This window comes from Stutzerimonas sp. CXK-1 (assembly GCF_057738225.1).
The window spans coordinates 2,715,225-2,736,161 of the sequence record NZ_CM173217.1; the positions used below are offsets into that span (position 1 = coordinate 2,715,225).

14 protein-coding genes and 2 pseudogenes are annotated in these 20,937 nt (G+C 61.6%); 8 read left to right on the forward strand and 8 right to left on the reverse strand.

Going from position 1 to position 20,937, the window contains the following annotated elements; translation table 11 throughout:
• Positions 1-3 precede the first annotated feature (3 nt).
• Positions 4-2,409, reverse strand: a complete 2,406-nt coding sequence (locus AC0KXH_RS12760) for a phosphoketolase family protein (RefSeq protein WP_041104422.1) — start codon at positions 2,407-2,409, stop codon at positions 4-6.
• Positions 2,410-2,539: 130 nt separating this feature from the next.
• Here AC0KXH_RS12760 and AC0KXH_RS12765 point away from each other — a divergent pair, with 130 nt between their 5' ends.
• Both AC0KXH_RS12765 and AC0KXH_RS12770 read left to right on the forward strand, forming a co-directional pair.
• Positions 2,540-3,949: an MBL fold metallo-hydrolase RNA specificity domain-containing protein gene (locus AC0KXH_RS12765; RefSeq protein ID WP_041104420.1), complete on the forward strand. Its 1,410-nt coding sequence runs from the start codon at positions 2,540-2,542 to the stop codon at positions 3,947-3,949.
• 60 nt (positions 3,950-4,009) lie between these two features.
• Positions 4,010-5,101 carry an LOG family protein gene (locus AC0KXH_RS12770; protein ID WP_213149841.1) on the forward strand — a complete coding sequence of 364 codons (1,092 nt, stop codon included), beginning with the start codon at positions 4,010-4,012 and terminating at the stop codon, positions 5,099-5,101.
• Between the two features lie 98 nt (positions 5,102-5,199).
• Here AC0KXH_RS12770 and recX read toward each other — a convergent pair whose 3' ends face one another.
• The 3 genes from recX to AC0KXH_RS12785 all read right to left on the reverse strand — a co-directional run bounded on the left by recX (position 5,200) and on the right by AC0KXH_RS12785 (position 7,302).
• On the reverse strand, positions 5,200-5,661 hold the full coding sequence (gene recX / locus AC0KXH_RS12775) for a recombination regulator RecX (RefSeq protein ID WP_043221101.1): 462 nt from the start codon (positions 5,659-5,661) through the stop codon (positions 5,200-5,202).
• Between the two features lie 5 nt (positions 5,662-5,666).
• A complete protein-coding gene (gene recA / locus AC0KXH_RS12780; RefSeq protein WP_041104415.1) occupies positions 5,667-6,719 on the reverse strand; it encodes a recombinase RecA in 1,053 nt (350 codons plus the stop codon).
• A gap of 85 nt (positions 6,720-6,804) precedes the next feature.
• Complete coding sequence (locus AC0KXH_RS12785) at positions 6,805-7,302, reverse strand: CinA family protein (RefSeq protein ID WP_269262385.1); 498 nt, start codon at positions 7,300-7,302, stop codon at positions 6,805-6,807.
• Positions 7,303-8,532: 1,230 nt separating this feature from the next.
• Here AC0KXH_RS12785 and AC0KXH_RS12790 point away from each other — a divergent pair.
• The gene (locus tag AC0KXH_RS12790; protein ID WP_014819874.1) at positions 8,533-9,963 is read left to right on the forward strand and encodes a YfjI family protein; all 1,431 of its coding nucleotides are present in this window, start codon (positions 8,533-8,535) and stop codon (positions 9,961-9,963) included.
• 518 nt (positions 9,964-10,481) lie between these two features.
• Here the strand turns inward: AC0KXH_RS12790 and AC0KXH_RS12795 are convergent.
• The 4 genes and pseudogenes from AC0KXH_RS12795 to AC0KXH_RS12810 all read right to left on the reverse strand — a co-directional run.
• A pseudogene (locus tag AC0KXH_RS12795) lies at positions 10,482-10,832 on the reverse strand (recombinase family protein); the annotation flags it as partial.
• A gap of 104 nt (positions 10,833-10,936) precedes the next feature.
• Positions 10,937-11,452, reverse strand: a complete 516-nt coding sequence (locus AC0KXH_RS12800) for a hypothetical protein (protein WP_143495866.1) — start codon at positions 11,450-11,452, stop codon at positions 10,937-10,939.
• A gap of 292 nt (positions 11,453-11,744) precedes the next feature.
• On the reverse strand, positions 11,745-12,686 hold the full coding sequence (locus AC0KXH_RS12805; RefSeq protein WP_143495865.1) for an integrase domain-containing protein: 942 nt from the start codon (positions 12,684-12,686) through the stop codon (positions 11,745-11,747).
• A 1,159-nt stretch (positions 12,687-13,845) separates the two neighbouring features.
• Positions 13,846-14,001, reverse strand: a pseudogene (locus AC0KXH_RS12810) (aldehyde dehydrogenase); the annotation flags it as partial.
• Positions 14,002-14,248: 247 nt separating this feature from the next.
• Between AC0KXH_RS12810 and AC0KXH_RS12815 the strand changes: the two are divergent.
• From AC0KXH_RS12815 to AC0KXH_RS12835, 5 genes are read left to right on the forward strand one after another with little or no spacing between them, the layout of a single operon-like run.
• On the forward strand, positions 14,249-17,224 hold the full coding sequence (locus AC0KXH_RS12815) for a xanthine dehydrogenase family protein molybdopterin-binding subunit (RefSeq protein ID WP_143495864.1): 2,976 nt from the start codon (positions 14,249-14,251) through the stop codon (positions 17,222-17,224).
• Positions 17,221-18,048: an FAD binding domain-containing protein gene (locus AC0KXH_RS12820; RefSeq protein ID WP_143495863.1), complete on the forward strand. Its 828-nt coding sequence runs from the start codon at positions 17,221-17,223 to the stop codon at positions 18,046-18,048. Before AC0KXH_RS12815 ends, AC0KXH_RS12820 begins: the two co-directional genes overlap by 4 nt.
• The gene (locus tag AC0KXH_RS12825; protein WP_143495862.1) at positions 18,032-18,565 is read left to right on the forward strand and encodes a (2Fe-2S)-binding protein; all 534 of its coding nucleotides are present in this window, start codon (positions 18,032-18,034) and stop codon (positions 18,563-18,565) included. Before AC0KXH_RS12820 ends, AC0KXH_RS12825 begins: the two co-directional genes overlap by 17 nt.
• A complete protein-coding gene (locus tag AC0KXH_RS12830) occupies positions 18,558-20,093 on the forward strand; it encodes an AMP-binding protein (RefSeq protein ID WP_143495861.1) in 1,536 nt (511 codons plus the stop codon). The genes AC0KXH_RS12825 and AC0KXH_RS12830 overlap by 8 nt, the downstream gene beginning before the upstream one ends.
• 14 nt (positions 20,094-20,107) lie before the next feature.
• Positions 20,108-20,911, forward strand: coding sequence for an enoyl-CoA hydratase/isomerase family protein (locus AC0KXH_RS12835; RefSeq protein WP_143495885.1), 804 nt, complete (start codon positions 20,108-20,110; stop codon positions 20,909-20,911).
• Positions 20,912-20,937: the final 26 nt, after the last annotated feature.

Here is a 20,937-nt window from a genome sequence, read left to right on the forward strand (position 1 = left end):
GCACTAGCGCAAGGCCTCCGGGTCGCCCTTGCCGGCCAGCGCAGCGGCCTCCTCGCGCGTTAACAGCGCAGTGCGCGGTACGTTGCGCAGACGCGCACAGGCCGCCAACACGTTGGCCCAACAGGCCCTGTTGGCGAACTGCATGCCGAACTCATCCAGCGTACCGCCACGATTGCGATAGCCGAGCACCGAACTGCGCCGCGCATCCGGCAGGATCGGCCAGAGGTGGCCACGCGCCACCTCAGGGCGCATGTGCGTCAGCAACACGCGCATCTCCATCTGATCCGGGAACAGTCGCGCGGCGACCGCTTCGTCGATGTGTGCCTCCACTTCCCAGTGGTCGCGCGGCGCGCGGAAGCGCCCCGGCTCCTGCAAATAGACCAGGCGATACGCACAATCGGCTTCTCGCAGGCGCTCGGCGGCGCGCAGCATTTCTCCGAGCTGGTAGCTGCCATTGGCAATCAGCAACAACGCTTCTTCACCGGGGAAGTCCTCGACCACAATGGCCCCATCGCGCGCGAGCTGCTCGGCCTGCTGCGCATCGAAATAGCGCGGCCTCTCCCGCTTGGGCATGACCATGCAGGCGAGCGTGCCGCGTGCCTGATAGATACTCGGCAGCAGGGCCAGCGCGCTGTTGTGGTCAGCAGGAAAGACCACCCGAACCATGTCGCTCATCTCGCCGAGCAGCGCTTCGCAGAAGGTCGTGTCCTGATGCGACTGCTGGTTCTTGCCATTCTCCCAGGTGTGCGAGGTTGCGATCAGCGGCCAGCCCAGCCAGCCCGCAGGTCGGCCGACCTCTTTCTGCTGCCGCGCAAAGATGATCGCCTGCCGCACGGCGCCGAGCATTTTCACGCAGAAGGCTTCGTAACTGGCGACCAGGTTCAACCCACCCTGGTTGGCCAGGCAGGCCGATACCACGGCCTCTTCGTTCAGCGCTGTGATGATGCGCCCGTCAATGGCTTCCAGGTCGCTTTCCGGCTCGTTGACCCGGTGCTTCAGCACCTTGAGCACTTCACCCAGGCGGTTACTGGCCAGCTCGTCCGGATTACCGACGCGCGGGCGCAGCTGCGGATTGGCTGCGGTGAGATCGACGAAGAAACGATCGACCGCCGTCATCGGCGAACAGGCGTCGTCGCGATAGGCCAGCGTCGGCAACCTGGGCGATGCCGGGCAACGCAGCGCCAGAGGGTTGTCGCGCTCCAACGGCCGGCCACGACGATGCTGGCCAAAGGTGGCCAGGGCGTCCTGCAATGTGTCTTGGGGAACGAACAGCTGTGCGCTGTGCTGATTGAACAGCTGGCGGGCCTGCTCGTCGTCTCGCGGGTTGGCCGGCAGCGGCAGATTGTGCGCCGCATTGCTGCCCGCTCCGTAGAAGCCGAAGCCCTTTTGCGTCTGGGCGATGCCGTAGGGGATCGGCAGTGGATAGCGCAGGATGCCGCGCTGTTTTTCATCGACCCGATGGCTCAGGCGCATTTCCATCTCCCAGAGCGTCGCGATGAACGCGGCCGGGTCGGTGCCATCGAACAGGATCGGGTCAAAGCCGCAATGGCTCAGGTGCTGACGGAAGCCTTCCAGCCCTTCGTGGGTACCCAGCTGCGTACGCTGCTCGATCCGCCGTCCATTGGCGATCATCACCGGCAGTGCCACGCCGCAATCCTCGGCGCGCCACCAGCGCGGAATCCAGTCACTACCGCGCTGTTCCTCGGCCGCCCCATCGGAGAGAAACGCCACCAGCGTCTCGCCTGGCAGCGGCATGTGCGCATACTCCAGTTCGGCGAAGCCGAGATAGCCGCCTTCGGCAATGCCACCTGCGGTATGCGGATTGACGTGGCTGCCCAAGGGCGCGAGCGGGCTGCCATCGCTGGCCAGACGGTAGCCATAGAAATCCTGCAGCAGGCGATTGAGCCCTTCCTCGCCGCCACCGTAGGCCTGCGCCTGTTCCGGATGCAGGTTATCGGTCAGGACATTGAGGGCCTCGATCGCTGCCACACAGTGACCCTGCCCCATCATCCACGCACGGGTCTTGCCGGTCAGCGCATTCAGACCGAGATAACCGGCATAGGCCGGCACCATGTTCAGCGCGCCCCCGGTATGGCCTTCAGGCCGAGGCTTGAAGTCTTCGGCGGCGAGCGCCGAACCATCCAGCCGGACGCGCTCGGCGTAGGTCATGTGCACCACCAGCCACAAGCCCGCGCTAGCGATTCGATCGATCGCCTGCAGCAGCCGGTAGACGGCGGCCAGGTCCGCCTGATGCCCCGCCTGAACCAGCTGGTGCGCCAGCCGAAACACCGCCGCCTGGGTCTCCAGCTTGTGCTCGAACGGCCCGTAGCCCTGGCGCCAGCTGGCGAACTCCGGTTGCGCCTGGGCGTGTTGTTCCAGTTCTGCAAGGCTGGGCAATAGCTGGCTCATGGGTCACTCCGTCGCTTGAGGTTGTGCGATAGTCTAGCCAGTACCTGCCGGAGGCTCGCTGACGTGTATCAAGGCCTTCCGGGCCAAGGACGGGCATGCTGGCCTCATCCTACCCAACAGGAAGTCATCCATGGCGCTGCTCAGTTTTCTAGGTGCTGTACGGGAAGTCACCGGTTCCTGCTATCTGATAGAGACCCATGCCGGTGCCAGAGTTCTGCTCGATTGCGGTATGCGTCAAGGCCGACGCAAAGAGGAAGACAGCAATCGCCAGCCCTTCGCCTTCGATCCTGCGGGCATTGACGCGGTAGTGCTATCGCACGCCCATATCGATCACTCGGGTCTGCTGCCGCGCCTGGTCGCCGAGGGCTTTCGCGGGCGCATTCATTGCACTGCCGCTACCGCCGAACTGCTGGAACTGATGCTGCTGGACGCCGCACAGATCCAAGAAAAAGACGCCGAGTGGGAAAACCGCTGGCGGGCACGGATCGGCAAGCCGTTGATTCAGCCGCTCTACACGCGCCTGCATGCCGAGCGCATGCTTGGTCGTCGCGAGGCACATGACTACGGCGTCGCCATCGAGGTCGCGCCCGGCGTCACCGCCACCTTTCACGATGCCGGCCACATTCTGGGCTCGGCAATCGTCCAGGTCGATGTCGAGGATCTCGGCCAGACCCGTCGCCTGGTGTTCTCGGGTGACCTGGGCAATACCTGCTCGCCACTGATGTTTGCGCCGGCCGTGCTGCGCGAGGCCGACGTGGTGCTGATGGAGTCGACCTACGGCGACCGCGACCATCGCAGCCATGCAGCGACGCTCGAGGAGCTGGCCGACATCCTCCAGCAAGCGCACCGTGACGGCGGCAACGTATTGATGCCGTCGTTCGCCGTCGGCCGTACGCAGGATCTGATCTACTACCTGGGCAAGTTCTACCGCGAAGGCCGCCTGCCGCAGCAGGCCGTGTTTCTCGACAGCCCGATGGCCATCGGCGCCAACGCCATCTATTCACACTTCAAGGATCAGCTGGACCTCAACGGCATCGCCGGCAGCCTCGGCGCAGACAGCACCGGCCGCTACGCCGAGCGCTGGCTGCCAATCCTGCGCGCGACCCCGACGCCCGAGGAGTCCATGGCGATAAACCGCTTCAAAAGCGGCGCGATCATCATCGCCGGTAGCGGCATGTGCAACGGTGGACGCATCCTGCACCACTTCAAACACAACCTGTGGCGCAACGAGTGTCACGTGGTGATTCCGGGCTTCCAGGCGCGCGGAACTCTCGGCCGGGCCATCGTCGAGGGGGCACGCAGCGTCAAGCTTCTGCACCAACGCATCGCCGTCAACGCCAAGGTGCACACGCTGGGAGGGTTCTCGGCCCATGCCGGGCAATCGCAGCTCGTCGAGTGGGTCAGCCACTTCGACAAGCGCCCCGAGCTGTATCTCGTCCATGGCGAGCAAGACAAGATGCAGACCCTGCAGCAGGTATTGCGCGATCGCCTGGGCTGGGAGGCGAACATTCCGGAACCTGGCGATCGTATCGCCCTCTGACAGCCATCTGGCCGTCGCGGTCCAGGCCCTGCGACGGCCGCAAGACATGGAGGATGGCACATGCCCTTCGAAGCAGACGATTACCTGTCCCGACACTTCAAGACTGGCGGCGCCGATCTCGCGAAACGGATCGATGAACTGGTCGCGCTGGTCGTCTCGGAAACCAGCCCGAATCTGGCGCTGTACCGGGAAATGTTCGTCACGGTGACGCGCATGGCACAGGCGGACCGCAACCGCTGGGACGCCAAGATCATGCTACAGACCCTGCGTGAGATGGAGCACGCATTCAGCCGCCTGGAGCAGTTCAAGCGACGCCGCAAGGTCACCGTGTTCGGGTCGGCGCGCACCCCGATGGAGCATCCGCTGTATGGGCTCGCGCGCGAGTTGGGCGAACGTCTGGCGCGCTGCGACATGATGGTCATCACCGGCGCGGGAGGTGGCATCATGGCGGCCGCCCACGAAGGTGCCGGCCGCGACAACAGCCTGGGGCTGAATATCACCTTGCCATTCGAGCAGCACGCCAACGCGACGGTGGATGGCACCGACAACCTGCTGTCGTTTCACTTCTTCTTCGTGCGCAAGCTGTTCTTCGTCAAGGAGGCCGACGGCCTGGTGCTCTGCCCCGGCGGCTTCGGCACGCTGGACGAGGCGCTGGAAGTCCTGACCCTGATCCAGACCGGCAAAAGCCCGCTGGTTCCGGTAGTACTGCTCGACATGCCAGGCGGCACCTATTGGCGCGATGCCCTGCAGTTCATGCGGCACCAGCTGGAAGAAAACCGCTACATCCTGCCGAGCGACCTGCGGCTCATGCGGCTGGCCGACAGCGCGGAACAGGCTACGCGGGAGATCACCAATTTCTACCGCAACTTCCACTCCAGCCGCTGGCTGCAGGATCGCTTCGTGATCCGCATGAACCATGCACTGAGCAACGAGGCGCTGGAGCACATCAACGAGGCCTACGCCGATCTGTGCACAAGCGGCGAATTCGAGCAGCAACCCTGTTGTTCAATGGAGCTCGACGAGCCTGAACTGCAGCGCCTGCCCCGGCTCAGCTTCGTTTTCAACGGGCGCAATTACGGTCGCCTGCGCGAGCTGATCGACTATCTCAACGAAACCGAAAGCTGGGCCGCCGCGCTACCCACGGAAGACTGAACACCCATTCGAGACCAGCGCAGCGCTACGCAGCAGCCAGTCGTAACGGAACCCGAAGTGAGGCATCTTCGAACGGTGCCGGGCTGATCAGTGCCCAATCAGTCGAGCCGGCCGCGCTGCAGCAGCCGCCCGATCAACTCGAGTGGATAGCCCCGGTAGACCAGGAACCGTGTTTGCCGGGCGCGCTCGCGCGGGTCGCCTGGAAGCACGCCGAAACGACGCTGCCACAGCGCCTCGAGCTGCTCGCCCCAGTCGTAACCGCAGGCCTGCAAGGCTTGCTCGACTTCGCCACGCGGCAGGCCGCGCTGCGTCAGCTCTTCGCGGATCCGTAGCGGGCCATAACCGCTGCTGGCCCGTCCCCGGATAAAGCTTTCGATGTAGCGCGACTCGGACAGCAAGCCTTCGTCCGCCAGGCGCTCGAGCGCCGCCTCGATGAGTTCTGCGGGTGCGCCGCGCTGGCGCAACTTGCGGGTCAGCTCGGCGCGCCCATGCTCGCGCCGAGCCAGCAGATCCATGGCGGCCCGCCGCACGGCGGCGGGGCTGTCCAGGATGACCGGCATGGCGATCAGTAGTCGGCTTCGACCAGATCATCCTCGGCCACAGCACCGGCCGCCGCCTTGCTGTTCGAGGAGACCACCAGCAGCTTTTCACGAACCAGCCGCTCGATCTCTTCGCCTACAGCCGGGTTGTCCTCGAGGAACTTGGCCGCGTTGGCTTTACCCTGCCCGATCTTGCTGCCCTGATAGCTGTACCAGGCGCCGGATTTCTCGACCAGGCCCTGCTGCACGCCCAGGTCGATGACCTCGCCACTGCGGTAGATGCCCTTGCCGTACAGGATCTGGAACTCGGCCTGGCGGAACGGCGGCGCCACCTTGTTCTTCACCACCTTGACGCGGGTCTCGCTGCCAACCACCTCGTCGCCCTCCTTCACCGCACCGGTGCGGCGAATGTCCAGACGAACCGAGGCATAGAACTTCAGTGCGTTACCACCGGTGGTGGTCTCGGGGCTGCCGAACATCACGCCGATCTTCATGCGGATCTGGTTGATGAAGATGACCAGACAGTTGGCGTTCTTGATGTTGCCGGTGATCTTGCGCAGCGCCTGAGACATCAGACGCGCCTGCAAACCGACATGGGAGTCACCCATTTCGCCCTCGATCTCGGCCTTGGGCACCAGGGCCGCAACCGAGTCGACGATGATCACGTCGACGGCATTGGAGCGCACCAGCATGTCGGTGATTTCCAGCGCCTGCTCACCCGTATCCGGCTGAGAAACCAGCAGGTCCTCGACATTGACGCCCAGCTTGGCGGCATAGTCGGGGTCGAGTGCGTGCTCGGCGTCAACGAAGGCGCAGGTCGCGCCCTTCTTCTGGGCTTCAGCGATGACGGACAGGGTCAGCGTGGTCTTACCGGACGACTCGGGACCGTAGATCTCGACGATACGGCCCTTTGGCAAGCCGCCGATGCCCAGCGCGATATCGAGCCCGAGCGAGCCGGTCGAAATAGCCGGAATGGCCTGGCGATCATGATCGCCCATGCGCATGACCGCACCCTTGCCGAACTGCTTTTCGATCTGGCCCAGAGCCGCAGCCAAGGCACGCTTCTTGTTCTCGTCCATTCAATTCCTCACTTGATCAAGAGGGCCAAAGGCCACGAACAACTGTATAAGTAGACAGTATTAGAGCATAGGCCGTTTTACTCGCCTAGCCCCGCTGGGGATTTTCTCCGACGACCAGCGCGATCAGCCCCTGCAGCGCCGCCTCGACCGTTTGTCTGCGCACGGCGCAGCGGTCGCCGGCGAACTGGTAGCGCCGGCTGAACTGCCGCTCGTCGTCGCCCCAGGCAATCCACACGGTGCCAACCGGCTTGTTCGGCGACCCTCCGCCTGGCCCCGCCACGCCGCTGACCGCGACCGCATAGCGTGCGCCACTACGGGCCTGTGCCCCGGCCACCATAGCGCGCACGACTTCATCGCTGACCGCACCGACGCTTGTGAAAAGCGCTGCCGGAACGTTCAGCTGGCTGGTTTTCTGCGCATTCGAATAGGTGATGTAGCCCGCCTCGAACCAGGCCGAGCTACCGGCGATCCGCGTGATCGCTTCGGCGATGCCACCACCGGTACAGGATTCGGCCGTGGTCACCTGCGCACCACGCAGCGCCAGCTCGTCGCCCAGCCGTTGTGCCAGCTCCGTGATATCCATGGTGCCCTCAACCTATGTGTCGGCCCGATACCCTACACCAGGATGGCACTCGAAACAGCAGCAGGCGACCGCCGTCTCGTGCGATCCGCGGGCCCCGGATAGGGGCAAAGAGCCCCGTCTTCCGTGCTACCCTTTGCCGCTTTGCGTGCGTCGCCTTCGTCTGGCGACGCAGCCACCGCCGCCTGTCGGGCACACCGATTCACGCGCCAAGCCGAAGCAACCGATGACCAAGTCGAACACCGATCTCTCCGCCCATACCCCCATGATGGGCGGTGACTCTTGATAAATCGGCCCTAAGCCGCGTAGATAGCGGGCTTCAGTGCATATTGTGTAGCTAGCGTGCGGCCTGCATTTAGCATTGGATGGCATGGAATGGCGCTGCGATTGCCCCATTTTTGCCCCAAGCCCCCGCCGCAAATGTCGAACAAAAAACGTCCAGTTTAGGTTTGAACAGGCCTATGGTCTGCATTCGCCGCAAGGGCTCGGCTCGAACGAAAGCAGCATATATCCATGGAAGCACCGCCTTCGGGGCGAAGCTATTGGCATACCCGCAGGCGGCTGTTCAGTCCTACCCAAATTGAGCTGACGAACCTTGATCGCTTCGGTATCCCGTCAAGCCCAGGGAGTGGGTACCGCTGCGTTTGATTGACGAGCTGTAGAGCGTATTCGCGACGGCTCAATCGCAGGTGTGATGTACGGACCTGCTGTCCGCACGGCAGATGGGGAAGTAGACGCCTCTTTTGATGCGAGTCACTTCGCGTCCTGCTGCCCTCTGCAAACGGGTCAAGTTCCTGAGCGACCGCCATCTGCGCTTGCCCCTATCCAACCTGAGCGACAGCGTGACGACAACTCGCTACTGGCATTTTTTTGCTTACCAGAATGTTGTCAGTTTAGAGCACAAATCGCTGATAAAAAACGTCATCGTGGCTTCACCTAACCCATGGGAGAACCACAGCTATGCCGAAACCATTTGTTTACTAGAGAAGCGGGCGAGATTTTGCGCTGCAGCGAGAGCACCCTGTTGCGGAGGCGCAAAGCAGTCCGCCGCTTTCCACAGCCTTTCCGGGCGGGGCAGCACTTGTTGTGGACTTCGGAGCAGTTAGTGCGAGGAATGCTGCTTCTGAAATAGCTCAGTTTATCGCCGCAGTTCTAGCTGCGGCGGTACCGGCCACATTTTCCTTAACCCTAAAAAATTCACATGCTTAGCACGCTACGCATGGAGGAACCCACATGCCTCAAAAAGTCAGCTTCGATATGCCGCGGCCCTTACTGCCACGCTTGGAAGCCTGCGCCCCATACCCAGTAGACGCTCTAGGCGAGGTTCTGGGGGGCGCCGCTAACGCCATCATCTCGGCCGTACAGGTACCTGATGCCCTGGCGGCACAGTCCGTCCTAGCAGCCGCTGCTATGGCAGCTCAACCCCACGCAAACGTGGTACGTGGTGGGCAAGAGATCCCACTGAGTATTTTCTGCCTGTCGGTAGGCGAGTCGGGAGACCGAAAAAGCAGTGCAGACCGGATCGCCCTAAGCGCTCATCACTCTCACCAAAACCGGCTGGTCTCAGAGTTTGCACGGACAGTGAAGGAGCATCGCGACGCCACCGACGTTTTTCAGCGTTGCCGAGCAGCTGTTCTCGGCAGGCGAGGAGAACCCGACACACTATTGGCAGAACTGGCAAAACTGAAGGAGCCCAAAAACCCTCCTTCCCCGTTTATCCTGTGTGTGGAGCCCACCCTTGAGGGTCTGCATAAAAGCTTTTTGCATGGCCACCCGTCGCAAGGATTTTTCAGCGATGAGGGTGGCCAGTTTCTGGGTGGGCACTCATTCAGGCCCGAGAACATGCTCAAAACCGTATCCGGACTCTCCAGGATGTGGGATGGCGAACCCATCACCCGCACCCGCGCAAAAGAGGGAGAAAATGCGTCCCGCAGCGGCTGCCGGCTGAGTGCCCATCTGTTGATCCAGCCAGCCGTCGCTCAGGAAGTACTGACCAGTCGGGTCTTGCTGGGGCAAGGTTTTTTGGCTCGTTTTCTGGTCGCCTGGCCGGAGTCGCTATCAGGACACCGGCTGTACCGCGACGCTGACCCGACGAAAGACCCTCGGCTAATATGCTATTGGCAGCGCATGAATGATCTGCTGACGCTTGCTTGCCCATTAAATGCTACGGGCGATTTGGCTCCACCGCCCTTGCACCTGGAGCGGGAGGCGTTATCGGCTTGGATCAAGATGCATGATGAAGTCGAGGTGTCGTTGGGCCGTGGTGGTGATCTACTAGAGATCAAGCCCACCGCTGCCAAAGCCGCGGAAAACGCGCTCCGAATCGCTGGGGTCTTCGCGATTACTGAGGGCTCCTCCTCCATCACTCGCCCCCTAGTCGAACGTGCAGCCATGCTCATGAGGTGGTATCTGGAAGAGGCGTTGCGTGTGCTCCACCCGATCAAGATCGATACGCATCTAATCGAGGCGCAAAAGCTTTTCGAATGGCTCTGCGCTAGGGATTGGCAGCAGTTTTACGGACGTGACTTACAGCGCCTGGGCCCTCGTTTTGCCCGTAAGAGCGCAGCCTACCGCAACCAATTACTGAGAGTACTCGTGGAACATCGAATGTTAACTGCTACCGGAAACACCCTCTGCATCAATCCGCTGGCGTCACCCCGATAGTAAAGTGGAGCATTGGTATAGGCGAAGAAGCGGCGACAGGCTGGGCCTGTCGCCGCTTCTTCGCCATCCAGTCACCATTGGTAGCTGGGCCAACACGTGGTTTGTCGCCGCTGTCGCCGTTGTCGCCGCCCTAAAGGGAGCAGCTGCGGATTGAATTGCTGTGATCGAATCTAAAGCCCAAAGAGTTAGGTTCTGGTTGAGCTTCAAGAACACAATCCGTACTCATTAATCCATTGATGTGGTAGTTGTAAAACTGAGGCGTTACAAATATCCAGTACTTTTTCGGTTATCGATTAAATACCAACCACCACGTCAGCAGCGTCCCTGTGATGGCGACAGCGGCGACAGCGGCGACAGCGGCGACACACCCACAGAGCTAAGCACAACAACGGTGATGCCCTGGCGACATGTGCGACAAATCCCAACCCCACTTCAGCGCAACAGTTGCTGACAGAGCACTGCAGGATCTGAAGCTCTTCCTCTGGATGGGAAAGCTTTTCCCTACCAGGGATCAGGTCCTACGCCGGAGTCCGCAGATACTCATAGAGGGTGGCCCGGCTGATGCCGAACTCGCGCGCCAGGGCGGCTTTCGGCTCGCGGGCTTCAACACGACGCAGTAGCTCTTCGATCCGGTTGTCGCACAGCGCTTTTTTCCTCCCTCGGTATACACCGCGTTGTTTCGCGAGGGAAATACCCTCGCGCTGCCGTTCACGAATCAACGCCCGCTCGAATTCGGCAAACGCCCCCATGACCGATAGCAGCAGGTTGGCCATCGGCGAATCCTCGCCGGTGAAGGCCAGCGACTCTTTCACAAACTCGATCCGCACTCCCCGCCCGGTGAGCTGCTGCACCATGCGCCGCAGGTCATCGAACCATATTCCCTTATCATTAGAAACTTTTCAGCAGCGAAAACAAAAAACCTTGCTTGCACTGAATAAACAGCGCAAGCAAGGCATTGGGCCCGACCCTGTTATTACATTAGCTTTGACAGCAACCCGCGCATGGAAAAAGCTTTCACCATGGGAATAAACTTCTCCCCAGATAGAGCCCGAAAATTTTTATCCCGGCGATCTTTTCCAGCAGACAGCCTCACAGTACTGGCAACGTTAAAATAATAACTAATCAGCTTTGCCTTATCCTCAGACGGCAGCTCTTTGCCCTCTGCGTCAACCAGAGGCACAAACTTAGAGTAGTAGATTTTATCCCCATGATAACTCCAGCATTTTTTACGCATACTGTTAAAAGATACGACATCGATGCGCGATGGGCCTTCTTTTACAAAAGGTTCTGGGCACACCCGCAGCAAGACACTACCTTGGGTTAGATAGTGAAGCAAAATAATCCCACGCACCACCTTCGACTTATCCAACTCAGCATACAGCTGATCAACGCTTTGCTGCGGCACCATCACAAAGGCGTGTTTGATGCTGGGCATTTTCAGCGGCTTTTCACCTAAGTCAAATTTTATATCAACTTTATTTTTTAACATGTCGCAAATACCTGTTGAGAATAATTATTAAGAAGATGCCTTTACCAGCCTCTTCAGGCCGCATGGCTTGGGCGGTTCTCCAACACGCCCCATAAGCTCCCAAAGCGTTTTAATTGCGTACCAGTAATCACGCGCGGTAGATGGTGCAAAGTTTTTTTCCTCAAAAAACTTATGGACATGTTTTTTCCCGGTCTGATGTGCCTCGCAATTGCACCAATTAACAAACTCCAACATGCGCTGAGCAGAACGCCTCCGACTCGCCTTTCCACCGCGAGACTTATAAAGGTGGATTTTATGGTTGAGTTCGCGCGTCAGCATTGCGCCCTCCTAGATAAGAGTTAGTTACATCAATCCGACCATGTCCTAGCTCAATAGCAACTTTTATTCGAGCCATATGTCCTAGTGGCGTTTCTATACCTCCTAGCACTGGAGCAGGCACACCTGAAAGCTGCTCATAGCGCTCACAGGCATATGCCGCACGCAACTCGTGTAGTCGACTGATGCCGTGCTTCTGTAATGCCTCTCGCATCTGGCGAATCTGATTTCCTCGAAACTTCTCCCAGTTGCTGTCTTTTGGAATCAAAAGATTTCTCTGACCCTGAACAAAAGCACAAAACTCCAAGGCCCGAATTTGAGAAGATGATGAAACTGGAACTTTTCTTTTGCGCCCGCCTTTAGTGCCGCGCGTGATATTTACACATCCGCCGTCGTGCGCTTCCTCAAGTGCTTTTTTGCTATCAAGGAGAGCTGCCTCTTTAGTTCTGAGCCCAAACTCCCGAGCTAGAATTGCAACCGCTTTACCCTCGGAGAACTCGTCGTCTAACGCATTCAATGCGCGATAAAATGCATCACGGCACAATCCATCTGGAGGCGACGTCCTTATGTGCGAGCGCTCCGGAATCCCGCAATCCAGTGTCGGGCTAACCGAATGCCATGCACCAAGAGTTGCCATTTTCATAACCGTGTTAACCGCGCTTACCAGGTTCTGCGCATACGGAACGGATATTTCATCATCGCAAACACGATCAGAAAGCAGCACCCCATACCCAATCAGATCCTCTCGGGATAAATCCTTAAGGTCTTTGATATTATTCTCAGCCATATAACTAGCGAACGGTTTCCAGCGGTCAGCAATTGTCGCCGCAGAGCTAAATGAAAGATTGCCTCGCTTAAGTGAAAATTCGCCGGCTTTTTTAATATCTCTCGTTTTCAAACCTAAATTGCGAGTTACCATACAAACCTCAAAATGAAATTAGTTAAAGGAGAGCCCGCGCCCTTAAAACTGGTAAGTTTTTCGCGAGAGTTTTTTGGTTCTCGCCGACCGTGCGGGCAGCACCGTGCAGGCGGTGCGTACGAGGAGATTTTTTCCGTAGGGCGGGGGGTGGGAGCTATGGCGGGGCTAATCGCAACCCGCTGCAGTTTTTCGCTGCAGCAGTCCGGCATCGGCCTATGTCGGCCTGCCCACCGCCTCGACCGGTGGGCCCCAGTTCATTTCTACGGGTGATTCGTCCGGTTTCGTCCGTAAATCGAACGGCTGAAACCCACGCAGCACTAAGCGTCTGGCCCTTTTTGAGAGAGCCGTCTCTGTGTGCGACTTTTAGACTGGTGGCAGGGGCGCATGGGGGCGCAGGGCGTGTAGATGCCGATGAACGCTGCGCGGCGCGTGCTGATAGCCAGTTCGAGATTTGTGCTCAGCGGGCTCGTTAGGGCTACTGAGAGGTGATCCCTGGGATCGATTCGGCGGGCGCGCCTGTAGCGTGCACACCGCGGCTTTTGCCTTGATGCGGGCGTAAAGGCCCGATTTGATTATGTGTATCGCCGATTTGCGATCGCACTTTTTGTTAACTACACCACGCGTAAGGCAGTGTAGCGACGACACTACGTGTCGTATTTTCCGCCATTGGCGGCGGGGCGATAGGCTCGCCCGGTGCCTTTGTGAGCTTTGAGGCTATCTCGGCGTTCTCACCCTGTCCAGCCTGAAAGCTGAAAATTTTATAATTTGAAACTGACTATCTGAGTGTTCTGTTGAGAAAGTTTTTACACACTCTGGGCCAATAGCGGTCAGTCGCGATACCATAGAGATGATTCACCATAAGGCAGCGACTGGAGCTCACGCAGCAATAATCCTTAGATCCATTGCTAACTGACTAATACAAGATGCTGCTGGTTGGCAGATTCGATTCGTTCTCTCATCAGGATCACAAGCCGTCGGTACTCAAGCTTAGGAACAGCATGGCGATTGGCAGATTTCCAAAGTCGCCATGAGTCGCTCAGAACGATGTTTCATGACCGGCGAAACTTGGATCCTGCCTGAGCATCATTGATGCTCGCATGGATTCGAACGATACAGCATCCGAGTAGCCGCCCCGAGCAGGAGACGGCTACTCAAAACACTAAGCCGCAGGCTTCATCACAACCTTCGTCCACCCCTTGTCTCGTGCATCGAAGTGCTTATAAGCACTTGGGCCATCATCCAGCTTCAATCGATGGGAAACGATCTGCGAGGGTGCGGCACGCCCGTGATGAATTAGCTCAGCCAACTGGCGGTTTGGCCGAAAGCGGAGATCAAATCAGTAGAAAATATAAATCTAGCTGTCTGTTCCAAGGGTTAGCGCTTTAGCTCTCCTACGGATTACCAGCGGCCCCAGCAGGGGATACCAATCGAGCATCGATCAGACTCAGAGGTAAATTTCCAGACTCAAACGCATAAACGAATAGTCCTGGGCAAGGCGGTGCACGGGGTGATTGCCGAGAATCGGTTGCAATCGCTTTGCGCATAAAAACAAGAGTTCGCCCATGACAATGCACCAGAGCAACGCCAAAACCGCGACCGGCCATATCGGTCGGAGCCAGTGCCGCGTCGAGGATGCCGCCCTGCTGCGCGGACTCGGCCGCTACGCCGACGACGTCGCGACGCCGCCCGGCACGCTGCACGCCGCTATCGTCCGCTCCCCTCATGCCCATGCCCGCGTGATTTCCGTCGATGCCACCACCGCCCTGACCATGCCTGGCGTGCACGGCGTGCTGACCGGCGAAGACGTCAAGCGCTGGGCCAACCCATTCCCGGTTGGCGTGCGTGCGCCGATGGAGCATTGGTGCCTGGCGGTGGACAAGGTCCGCTACGTCGGCGAGCCGGTCTGCGTGGTCATCGCCGACGACCGCTACCTGGCCGAAGACGCGCTGGATGCCGTGCAGGTCGAGTACGAACCGCTGCCGGCGATCGTCGACCCGGAGGCGGCCACCGCCGAAGACGCGCCGGTGCTGCACGAAGCGGTCGGCAGCAATGTGGTCAACGAGCGGCACTTCCGCTATGGCGAGCCCGAGCAGGCATTCGCCGAGGCCGCGCGGCGGGTGTCGGTCAAGGTCCACTACCCGCGCAATTCCTGCACGCCGATTGAATGTTACGTGGTGCTCGGCCAGTACCAGGCAGCGACCGGCACCTACGACGTGCTCTCCAACTTCCAGGGGCCGTACGCATTGCACTCGGTGATGTCCCGCGCGCTGAACGTGCCAGCCAATCGCCTGCGCCTGCGCACGCCGCCGGATTCGGGTGGCAGCTTTGGCATCAAGCAGGGAGTGTTCCCCTACGTCGTGCTCATGGGTCTGGCCGCGCGCAAGGTCGGTGCGCCGGTGAAATGGGTCGAGGACCGCCTCGAGCACTTGCAGGCTTCATCCAGCGCGACCAACCGGGTCTGTGAGCTCGAGGCAGCGGTGGCGGCCGACGGTCGCGTGCTGGCCCTGAAATACGACCAGATCGACGACTGCGGCGGCTACCTGCGCGCCCCGGAACCGGCGACTTTTTATCGCATGCACGGCAACCTGACCGGCGCCTACGCAATCCGCAACCTGCTGGTGCGCAACCGAGTGGTGCTGACTAACAAGGTGCCCAGCGGCCTAAACCGCGGCTTCGGGGGCGGCCAAGTGTACTTCGCGCTGGAGCGGCTGATGCATCAGGTGGCTGTCGAACTGGGCCTCGATCCATTGGAAGTGATCCGCCGCAACCTGGTACCGACCGGCGCATTCCCCTACCGCTCGGCTGCCGGCGCCCTGCTCGACTCGGGCGATTACCCGGCGACTATCGACTTGGCGGTGAGTGAAGGCGGCCTCGACGAGCTGTTGCGCCGCCGCGAACAGGCGCGCGCCGAAGGGCGCATCTACGGCATTGGCTACACCGCGGCGGTGGAGCCGTCGATCTCCAACATGGGCTACATCACCGTCGCGATGACGCCTGAAGAGCGGCACAAGGCTGGGCCGAAAAACGGCGCGGTGAGCACCGCCACCGTCAGTGTCGACCCGCTGGGTAGCGTCAGCGTACTTGTCGCCTCGACGCCGCAGGGCCAGGGTCACCAGACGGTGGTCGCGCAGGTCGTTGCCGAAGTGCTCGGCGTGGCGCTCGAAGGCATCAGCGTCAATGTCGAGCTGGACACCGGCAAGGACGCCTGGTCGATCGCCTCGGGCAACTATTCCAGCCGCTTCGCCGGCGCCGTCGCCGGGTCCGTCTACAACGCGTCGATGCGCATCCGCGAGCGCATGGCCGGCATTGCCGCGGCCATGTGGAACGTGTCGCCCGAAGACGTCCGCTTCGGCGGCGGCAAGGTGTTCGTCGAAGGTGGCCCGAGCCAGCCGTTTCACCGTATCGCCGGCGCCACCCACTGGTCGCCCGGCCTGCTGCCGGAAGGCGAGCACGGCGGCCTGCGCGAAACCGCGTTCTGGAGCCCGCCGCAGCTGACCGCACCGACCGACGAGGACTGCATCAACAGCTCGCTGTGCTACGGCTTCATCTTCGATATCTGCGCGGTGGAGATCGACCGGGTCACCGGCGAAGTGCACATCGACCGCTACGTCACCTGCCACGACGCCGGGCGCATCCTCAACCCGATGCTGGTCGACGGGCAGATCCGCGGCGGCTTCACCCAGGGTCTGGGCGTGGCGCTGATGGAGGAATTTGCCTACGCCAGCGACGGCAGCTTCCTTTCCGGCACCTTCGCCGACTATCTGGTGCCGACCGCGCCGGAAGCAGTGGAGCCGGTGATCCTGCACATGGAAACGCCCTCCCCGTTCACGCCGCTCGGCGCCAAGGGCGTCGGCGAAGGCAACAACATGAGTACCCCGGTGTGCATCGCCAATGCCGTGGCCGACGCGCTCGGCCGCTCGGACATCCGCATTCCACTGACGCCGTCGCGGGTACGCACCATGATTGGCATTGACGAACCGCCAGCGCCTGAAGGCATGGTGCTCGAGGCACCGAAGGTGGCCGGCGGCTCCAGCCTGCAGGCCGAGGATTCAGTGGAGATTCCCGCCTCGCCGCAGGAGGTGTACGACGCCCTGCTCGATCCGGAAACGCTGAAGGCGATCATTCCCGGCTGTCACGCGCTGGAACTGGAAAGCGAAAACCACTACCGCGCCGACGTCACCGTGGGCGTCGGCATGATCCGCGCGCGCTTCGCCGCCCGGGTCGGCCTGACCGACCTCGACCCGCCCCACTCGTTGAAGCTGTCCGGCTCCGGCAACAGCCCGATGGGCTCGGCCACCGGCAGTGCGCGGGTGCGCTTCGTAGAACTGGACAACGGCCACACCCGCCTCGAATACATCTACGACGCTGCCGTCAGCGGCAAGGTCGCTGCGGTCGGCGGGCGCATGCTGCAAAGCGCCTCGAAGGTGATCATCGGGCAGATCTTCACTCGCCTGGCGCAACGTCTGACCGGTGCGCCGGTTCGCACCGGGCTGTGGCAACGCCTGCTCGGCCTATTCGGCAAGGGAGGTACGCAATGAAACCAGCCTCATTCGATTACGTCCGCGTCGCCAACAAGCGCGAAGCGCTGGAACTCCTCGCCGAGCACGGCGAGCAGGCCCGCATCATCGCTGGCGGCCAGTCATTGATGGCAGTACTGAACATGCGCCTGACGCAGCCGAAGGTTCTGGTGGACATCAACCACGCCAGCGACCTGCACGGCATCAGCGTTGACCGCAAACAGCTGGTAGTGGGTGCTGCGGTGCGCCAGGTCGAGTTGCTGGATCGAGCCAGCCTTGCCGAGGAAGTACCTTTGTTGGCGGCGGCGCTGCCCTGGATCGGCCACTTCCAGACGCGCAACCGCGGCACTGTGTGCGGCTCGGTGGCGCACGCCGACCCCAGCGCCGAGATTCCGCTGTGCCTTGTCACCCTCGGCGGTCGGGTGGTGCTCGAATCGCTCAAAGGCAAGCGCCGCGAAGTGCCGGCGGCGGAGTTCTTCCAGGGCGTGCTGACAACCGCGCGGCGCCCGGACGAGCTGGTCAGCGAGGTGCAATTTCCGCTGGCCGATCCGCAAGTGCGCTATCGCTTTCGCGAAGTAGCCATGCGCCACGGCGACTTCGCCCTGGTGGCGCTGGCCGCATGCATCCGCGACGACTCGGTGGAACTCGGCATCGGCGGCGTTTCTGACCGCCCAGTGCTGCGCCGCCTGCCGCGCGGTGCGGAACTACCCGACGCACTTAACGCTTTCGCCTGGTCGCTCGGCGCCCAGGACGACGTACACGCCAGCGCGGCGTACCGACGTCACCTGGTACGCGAGCTCGGCCGACAACTGATCGAGGAGCAGGACCATGCGCGCGCCAGCTGACCAACGTTTTCCCGTCCGCCTGCAACTCAACGGACGCACGCGCCAGGGGCATGCCGAGCCACGCATGCAGCTGTGCGACTTTCTCCGGCACGAACTGGGCGCCACGGGCGTTCACGTCGGTTGCGAGCACGGCGTCTGCGGCGCCTGCACGGTGCTGGTAGACGGCGTCGCCTCGCGCTCCTGCCTGATGCTCGCGGTGCAGGCCCACGAGCGAAGCATCGACACCGTCGAGTCGCTGGCCCGCGATGAGGTGATGAACGACCTGCAGCAGGCCTTCAGCCGCCATCACGCGCTGCAATGCGGCTTCTGCACTAGCGGCATCCTGATGTCCTGTGTGGAATTCCTCGAGCGCGTACCCGAGCCCGACGAAGCCCAGGTGCGCGACATGCTGTCCGGCCACCTGTGCCGCTGCACGGGGTACACCGGCATGGTCCAGGCGGTCCTCGAAGTGGCGCGCCAGCGCGCCCAACAGAAAGCCCTACAACAACAAGAAGCTTTGGAGAACACCCATGTTTGATTTAGGACGCAGCTTTCTCGCCGCGGTCGAACGCCGCCCGGAGGCGGTGGCGATCAGCGACGGTGCGCTGAAGAAGACCTATGCGGAGTGGTTCGCAGACATCCAGCGCGCCGCCCATGGGCTCGAACGCCTCGGCCTCGGCAAGGGCGACCACCTGGTGGTGGTGATGCAGAACCGCTGGCAGATGGCGACGCTGCACTGGGCCTGCCAGTTCAGCGGCATCGTCATGACCCCGCTGAACTGGCGCTGCACGGCGGACGACCTGAACTGGTGCCTGGCCGACGCCGACGCCCGCGCGCTGGTGCACGACGACTCCTGCGCCGAGGCGGTGCTCGCCTGCGGAGCCCTACAGATTCCCTGCATCAGCGTCGGCGACTCGATAGTCGAAGGCGCGATTAGCTTTGAGCAGCTGTGCGCCGAGGCGCCCGGCGAGATCATCCTGCGCGCCGGCCCCGAGGACTGGTCGCTGATGCTCTACACCTCCGGAACCACCAGCCGGCCCAAGGGTGTTCCGCGCCGGCATCGTGCCGAACGCGCGGCGGCGGTGGCGCACGTAGCGCAGAACCTCTACGGCCACGAGGAATGCACCCTCGGCGTAATGCCGCTTTACCACACCATGGGCGTGCGCTCGCTGTTGTCGATGGCGCTGATCGACGGCCACTTCGTCTGCGTGCCGAAATTCGACGTCGAGGTCACGCTGGACGCCATCGAGCGCGAGAAGATCGGCAATCTCTACCTGGTGCCGACGCTCTATCACATGCTTATCGAGCATCCGGCGTTCAGTCCCGAGCGGGTCGCCAGCGTGCGCAAAATCGGCTTCGCCGGCGCGGCCATGAGCGACGGCCTGATGCGCCGGGTGGAAGCGGCCTTCCAGCCCGAGCTGTTCGTCAATCATTACGGCAGCTCGGAAATCTACACCTTCACCATCGACCAGAGCGCCGCGCGCAAGCCCGGCTCATCAGGCCGCTGCGCGCTGAACCAGCGCATCCGCGTGGTCGGCCTCGATGCCCAGTCGCCGACACAGGTCGCCAGGCCCAATGAAGAAGGCCAGATCATCGCCGACCTGGCCAGCGACGAGGCCTTCGAGGGGTACTGGAAGCGCCCGGATGCGGACGCCCAGTCGCTGCGCGAAGGCTGGTACTTCACAGGTGACACCGGCTATTTCGATGAGGATGGCGACCTGTTCGTCACCGGCCGGGTCGACGACCTGATCATCACCGGCGGCGAGAACGTCAGCCCGGCAGAGATCGAGAACACGCTGTCGCTGCACCCGGCGGTCGAGGAAGTCGCCGTGGTCGGCCTGCCCGACGAGCAGTGGGGCAAGCTTATCGCCGCCTTCATCAAGCTGCGCTACCCGGTCGGCGAAGAAGAGCTCGATGCTCACTGCGTCGCCTCCGGCCTGGCACGCTTCAAGCGCCCGCGCCGCTACGAATTCATCGAACAGATTCCCAAATCCCCCGTCGGCAAGATCCTGCGCCGCGTGCTGGTGGCCCAGTACGGCGAGCTCAAGGCCGCCACCCCCCTATGACAAGAGGAAAGACCATGAACCAAACCACCCCCGAGCAGTTTCTCGACAAAGAATTCGATGGCTTCACCGTCGAGGTGGACACCTCCCGCGAACGCGCCGACATCATCCTCGGTCGCCCACCCTATAACGTCATCGCCATGAGCCAGCGCGAGACTCTGCGCCAGGTGTTCGAGGCGCTCGACGCGCATCCTGACGTGCGGGTGATCGTGCTGCGCGCCCAGGGCGAGCACTTCTCCAGCGGCGGCGACATCAAGGGCTTCCTCGAGGCCTCCCCGGAGCACGTCTCCAAGCTGGCCTGGAACGTCGCCGCTCCGGAGCGCTGCAGCAAGCCGGTGATCGCCGCCAACCGTGGCTACACCTTCGGCGTCGGCTTGGAGCTGTCGCTGGCCTGCGACTTCCGCATCGCCTCGGAAACCGCGCGCTACGCGCTGCCGGAGCAGAATCTCGGCCAGATCCCCGGCTCTGGTGGCTCGGCGCGCCTGCAGAAGATGATCGGCATCGCCCGCACCAAGCACATGGTCATGCGCGCCAAGCGGGTCAGCGGCCAGCAGGCCTACGACTGGGGCTTCGTCACCGAGTGCGTGCCGGACGCCGAGCTGGAAAGCACGGTCGACGCGCTGGTCGACGAGCTGCGCCGCTTCTCACCGCTGGCACAGCGCACCGCGAAGAAGCTGATCAACGACAACGAGGACGCGCCGCTGAAGGTGGCCATCGAGATGGAGGGCCACTGCTACAGCCGGCTGCGCAGCTCGGCCGACTTCAGAGAAGGTGTCGAGGCGTTCCACGGTAAGCGGCCGGCGATCTTCCGCGGCGAGTGATGCCGCGCGATAGAACGCCATTTACA